The 5,349-nt window shown below is 75.3% G+C and carries 4 protein-coding genes; 2 read left to right on the top strand and 2 right to left on the bottom strand.

Annotated elements, in window-relative coordinates; genetic code table 11:
- Window positions 1-196 precede the first annotated feature (196 nt).
- A complete protein-coding gene (locus tag CCN29_RS23650) occupies window positions 197-1,348 on the top strand; it encodes a PLP-dependent cysteine synthase family protein (protein ID WP_086684346.1) in 1,152 nt (383 codons plus the stop codon).
- On the opposite strand, the gene CCN29_RS23655 is transcribed toward CCN29_RS23650, so the two are convergent.
- Both CCN29_RS23655 and CCN29_RS23660 read right to left on the bottom strand, forming a co-directional pair.
- Window positions 1,322-1,792, bottom strand: coding sequence for an SRPBCC family protein (locus CCN29_RS23655; protein ID WP_086684349.1), 471 nt, complete (start codon window positions 1,790-1,792; stop codon window positions 1,322-1,324). The two genes, CCN29_RS23650 and CCN29_RS23655, sit on opposite strands and share 27 nt — an antisense overlap.
- Before the next feature lie 64 nt (window positions 1,793-1,856).
- Window positions 1,857-2,717, bottom strand: coding sequence for a DeoR/GlpR family DNA-binding transcription regulator (locus CCN29_RS23660; protein ID WP_037829241.1), 861 nt, complete (start codon window positions 2,715-2,717; stop codon window positions 1,857-1,859).
- A gap of 292 nt (window positions 2,718-3,009) precedes the next feature.
- Here CCN29_RS23660 and CCN29_RS23665 point away from each other — a divergent pair.
- The coding region (locus tag CCN29_RS23665; protein WP_442538467.1) for a hypothetical protein at window positions 3,010-5,349 on the top strand (2,340 nt) is incomplete at its 3' end.

Genomic DNA, 5,349 nt, shown 5'->3' on the forward strand with positions numbered 1-5,349 from the left:
CGCCAGGCCCCGCCGGCGGGGGCGCGGGGGGCACTCGGGTCAATGCGCCCCCACACGCGCGCCCCCTGGGCCCCAGCACTGCCTTTCAGGCCACCAAAGATATGTTTATGCAGGTGAGAGGTGGTGCGAGCGGTGCTTATGATCGAGGTGTCGGCCGCGCTGGACGCCGTCGGCGCTCAGTGTAAGGAGCCCAGTCGTGAGCACTCCCCAACAGACCCCGACCGGCGCCACTCTCGACGTCGACCGCAGCGACCCCGCCTACCGCGCCTGGCTGAAAGAGGCCGTGCGCCGGGTGCAGGCCGACGCCAACCGATCCGCCGACACCCACCTGCTGCTCTTCCCGCTGCCCGAGCGGTGGGGCATCGACCTGTACTTGAAGGACGAGTCGACCCACCCCACCGGCAGCCTCAAGCACCGGCTGGCCCGCTCGTTGTTCCTGTACGGCCTGTGCAACGGCTGGATCCGCCCGGGCCGCCCGGTGATCGAGGCGTCCAGCGGCTCGACCGCCGTGTCCGAGGCGTACTTCGCGAAGCTGATCGGCGTCCCCTTCATCGCCGTCATGCCGCGTACGACCAGCGCCGAGAAGTGCCGCCTGATCGAGTTCCACGGCGGCCGGTGCCACTTCGTGGACGACCCCCGCACCATGTACGAGGCGTCCGCCGCCCTCGCGGCGGAGACCGGCGGCCACTACATGGACCAGTTCACCTACGCGGAACGGGCCACGGACTGGCGCGGCAACAACAACATCGCCGAGTCGATCTTCCGTCAGCTGCGGATGGAGCGGTTCCCGCAGCCGGAGTGGATCGTCGCCACCGCCGGCACCGGCGGCACCTCCGCGACCCTCGCCCGCTACGTCCACTACATGCAGTACGACACCCGCATCTGCGTCGCCGACCCGGAGAACTCCTGCTTCTTCCAGGGCTGGACCACCGGCGACCCGGATGTCTCCTGTGACAGCGCCTCCCGCATCGAGGGCATCGGACGCCCCCGGATGGAGCCGAGCTTCGTGCCCGGCGCCGTCGACCGGATGATGAAGGTGCCCGACGCGGCCGCCGTCGCCGCCGTACGGGCCCTGGAGCGGGTCATCGGCCGCAAGGCGGGCGGCTCCACCGGCACCGGTCTGTGGAGCGCCTTGAGGATCGTGGCGGAGATGGCGGCCGAGGGCAGGCGGGGCAGCGTGGTCACGCTGCTGTGCGACCCGGGCGACCGCTACCTGGACAAGTACTACTCGGACGCCTGGCTGGCCGAGCAGGGCCTGGACGTGACGCCGTACACGCAGGCCATAGAGACCCTGCTGCGCACCGGGGCCTGGCCCGAGGGGTCAGTGCGCGAGCCGGCGGTCCAGTGAGGTCACCGCGTCGCGGAAGCCCGCCGCGAGACCCGGACGGGCCGCCTTCAGCGCCAGCCGGAACGGCGTGAGGCCGTCCACCGCCATCGTCCAGCGCACCCGGGTGCCCGTCCCGGCCGGACGCAGCCGCCACTCCTCGGCCATCGCGCGGGCGCCCGGCACATTGGTCACGTCGACGCGGTAGGCGTACACCTCCGGCTCCTGGGCCGCGAGGACCGTCTCGCGGAACCGGGCGCCGCCCAGGAGCCGGATCTCCCGGCCCGCGCCGCCGTCCAGCGGACGGGCCAGGGTCACCGCGCGGAACCAGTCGGTCCAGCCCGTCACGTCCCGTGCCAGCGCGTCGAACACCGCCGGGGGAGCGGCCGAGATCTCCCGCTCGAAGACCAGACGCACGGGTGCGACCGACGCGAACTCCCGCCCCACGGGGCGCAGACGGTGGGCCATCGACTCAACTCCTCCGAGATCACGCTGCGTACGGGCACGGACGGCGAGGGGAGCGGCGCCCCGGTCAGGCGTCGGTGTCCTCCGCCCGGTCGTCCTCGGGCTGTTCGGGCTGTTCGGGTTCGCCGGCCACCACCAGCCGCCGCAGGTGCTCGGACACCTCCGCACGGGCCTCGGCGGTCAGCCCCGCGTCCGTGACCAGCGTGTCCACCTGCTCCAGCGACGCGAACGAACTCAGGCCGACGGTGCCCCACTTGGTGTGGTCGGCGACCACGACCACCCGGCGGGCCGACTGCACCAGCCGCCGGTTGGTCTCCGCCTCCGCCAGGTTCGGCGTCGACAGCCCCGCCTCGACCGATATCCCGTGCACCCCGAGGAACAGCAGGTCGAAGTGGAGCGCCGCGATCGCCTGGTCGGCCACCGGGCCCACCAGCGAGTCGGACGGGGTGCGCACCCCGCCGGTCAGGACCACCGTCGCCGCACCCTGCCGGCTGCCCGAGGAGCGCTGCGCCGCGTGGAAGACGTCCGCCACCCGCACCGAGTTGGTGACCACCGTGAGGTCGGGAACGTCGGTCAGCCGGTGCGCCAGCGCGAACGTCGTCGTGCCGCCGGACAGCGCGATCGCCGCGCCCGGCGGGACCAGCTCGGCCGCCGCGCGCGCGATGTCCTCCTTGGCGGACAGCTCCAGACCCGACTTCGCCTCGAACCCCGGCTCGTGCGTGCTCGCCTCGACCACCGGGACCGCGCCGCCGTGCACCTTCTCCAGAACGCCCTGCCGGGCCAGCGCGTCCAGGTCGCGGCGGACCGTCATGTCCGACACGCCGAGCCTGCGGGTCAGCTCGTTGACCCGGACCCCGCCCCGCCGCCGGACCTCGTCGAGGATCAGGGTGCGCCGCTGCTCGGCGAGCAGGTTCTGATTCTCGCTCACGTACGCTCCGGTCCTTTCGCCGCACAGCCGTCCGACACACTCCCGCGCGTCCACGGCCTCGGGCGGCATGTCTCCCGGGCACCGGTGCGCGGACGTCCCATCCTCCCATGCCGGGCCATCGGCGGCGCCACCGGTGGCTCGTCGCGTACATGGCGGTTCTGGGCGCCCGCACGGTGCGTGCGTGTCACCCGGATCGGGGAGATTGAGTGACGACGGACGCACGCCGTCCGGACACGGGAGATCCTGTCCCGCACGGACGGATCCGACGGGTCGTCACGGGGGAGGCCGCACGGTGGAGAAGGCACAGCAGACCGGACCGGACGGGGACGGCGGAGCACCTGCCGGCGCGGGGCCCGCCGGGCCCGGAACCGCGCTGGAACTCCTGGTCCACGGGGTGGGCGGCACCAGCCCCGAGCAGATGCTCGACGACCCGCGCACGGTCCGCGTCACCGGCGACGACGTCGCCGCCGTGTTCCGCCGCGCCGACGACGCCGACGCCGAGCGGAACCCCGGCGCGCGCCGCGACGGACCCGTCCCCGAGGCGTACGTCTGGTGCAACCTCACCTCCGGCAACGGCACCCGCGCCCTGTGGCTGCTGCTCCTGCCCTTCATGGTGGTCAACCTCGCCCACTGGATGCGCCCCAGCGCCCACGGCCGCCGCCGCACGGTCCGGCTGTACGGGCTGCTGGTGAGGCTGACCGGGCTCAGCCTCACCGTGCTGCTCGTCGCCGCCGCCTGCGAGGTCGCCCTCGACCTGACCGCCTGGCAGTGCGCGGGCACGCCCGCCTGCGCCGGCCGGCACTCCTGGCTCGGCTTCCTGTCGCCCGACGGCGGCTGGTGGGGCGCGCCCGGCCGCCGGCTCGCCCTCGCCGCCCTGGTGCCCGCCGCCCTCACCGGCCTGCTGTGGTTCCTGTCCCTGCGCACCTGGAGCGCCTACGAGTCGCAGCAGCCGCTCGGCGGGCCGGAGGAGGACACCGGACCGACCGCGCTGAGCCGCCCCGGCTTCTGGTACGGCCGCCGCCTCGGCGCCCGGCTGCGCGCCGCGCACACCGCCGCCGCGCTGCTGACGGTCGCCGCCGCCGTCGGATCCGCCGCCGCCCGGTACGACCGCGAGCCGGGCGGCCCCGCCGTCCTCGCCGTCCTGGGCGTGCTGCTGGAGGCCGCCCTGGCCGCCGGGGCGTGCGCCGTGGTGTGGGTGGTGTGCCGCCGCGGCCGCAGCGAACGCCGCCTCGACGGCGACGCGGACCGCCGGCTGGTGCGCGGACTGCCCCTGGCCGCCCTCACCCTGCTCGCCGCCAGCGCGCTCTACGCCGGGTGGGAGCGGCCCGGCTGGGAGTCGGCGGGCCGGCTGCCGGGCAACGTCACCTTCGGCGCCCTCACCCTCGCGCAGGGCCTGCTGGTGATCGTCCTGGCCGGCGTCGCCCACGCCCTGCACCGCACCGACCCCGACCGGCGCGCCGCGCTGCGCGGACTGGCCGGACCGGCGGTCGCCATGCTCGCCTGCGCCCTCGGCGGTGTGATGTCCGGCGGGGTCTCGCAGCGGATGTCCGACTGGCTGGACGGCACCCGCGCCTCCATCCCGGGGCCGCCGGTGCTGCTCACCTGGCAGGCGTCCGTCATTCCGCCGCTGCTCCTGCTGCTCCTGATCATGTGCTGCTGGCTCGCCCGCCGCGCCTGGCAGCTCGCGCGGGCCGAGCGCGCCGCCGTGGCCGAGGAGTACCGGGGTGAGACGGGCGACCCCGGCCGCACCCGGCGGATCGCCTCGGTGCGCGCCATGGCCGCCCTCACCGACCGGGGCCCGCGCATCCTCGCCGTCACCTCCGCCGCCACCCTGCTGCTGGGCGCGGCCGCCCTGGCCGGCGCGGCGGCCACCGGACGGACGCCGAGCCAGGCGGCCCGCGACGCCCACCCCGTCGTGCACGGCGCGGCCCAGACCGCGCAGGCCCTCGGCTCCTGGCTGATCGGCCTCGGCTTCGTCCTCCTCGTCACCTGGGGCCGCCGCGCCTACAAGGACGCCTCCGCCCGCCGCACCATAGGGATCCTCTGGGACGTCGGCACGTTCTGGCCGCGCGCCGCGCACCCCTTCGCGCCGCCCTGCTACGCCGAGCGCGCGGTGCCCGACCTGACCTGGCGCATCGCCACCTGGACCCGCACCACCGGCGGACGGCTGGTGCTGTCCGGGCACTCCCAGGGCAGCGTGCTCGCCGCCGCGGCGGCCTGGCAGCTCCCGCCGTCCGTCCGCGCACGCGTCGCCCTGCTCACCTACGGCTCCCCGCTGGAGCGGCTGTACGGGCGCTGGTTCCCCGCGCACTTCGGCCCGGACGCGCTGGACGCCCTGCACCGGGACGTCGTCTGCTGGCGCAACCTGTACCGGCGCACCGACCCGATCGGCGGCCCCGTGCGGCTGCCCGGCGACACCGGACCCGACGTGGACCGCCCGCCGCTGAAGGACCCCCTGGCCTACGGGCGCACCCCGGACCATCCGCTGCCCGCGCCGATCCTCGCCCACTCCGACTACCAGGCCGACCCCGCCTTCGCCGAGGAACGCCGGCGGCTGCTCGCCCGGCTGCGGCCCGAGGTGCCCGCCCCGCGCCGGACCGGGGAGCCCGGCCCGGCGCGGGGCGGGCACCTC

Source organism: Streptomyces pseudogriseolus (assembly GCA_002154585.1).
In the GTDB taxonomy this organism is placed as follows: Bacteria; Actinomycetota; Actinomycetes; order Streptomycetales; family Streptomycetaceae; genus Streptomyces; species Streptomyces pseudogriseolus.

What these genes read in the sequence shown, in the direction of transcription:
- CCN29_RS23655 (WP_086684349.1), bottom strand. Translation starts at nt 1,792, where the DNA reads ATGGCCCACCGTCTGCGCCCCGTGGGGCGGGAGTTCGCGTCGGTCGCA.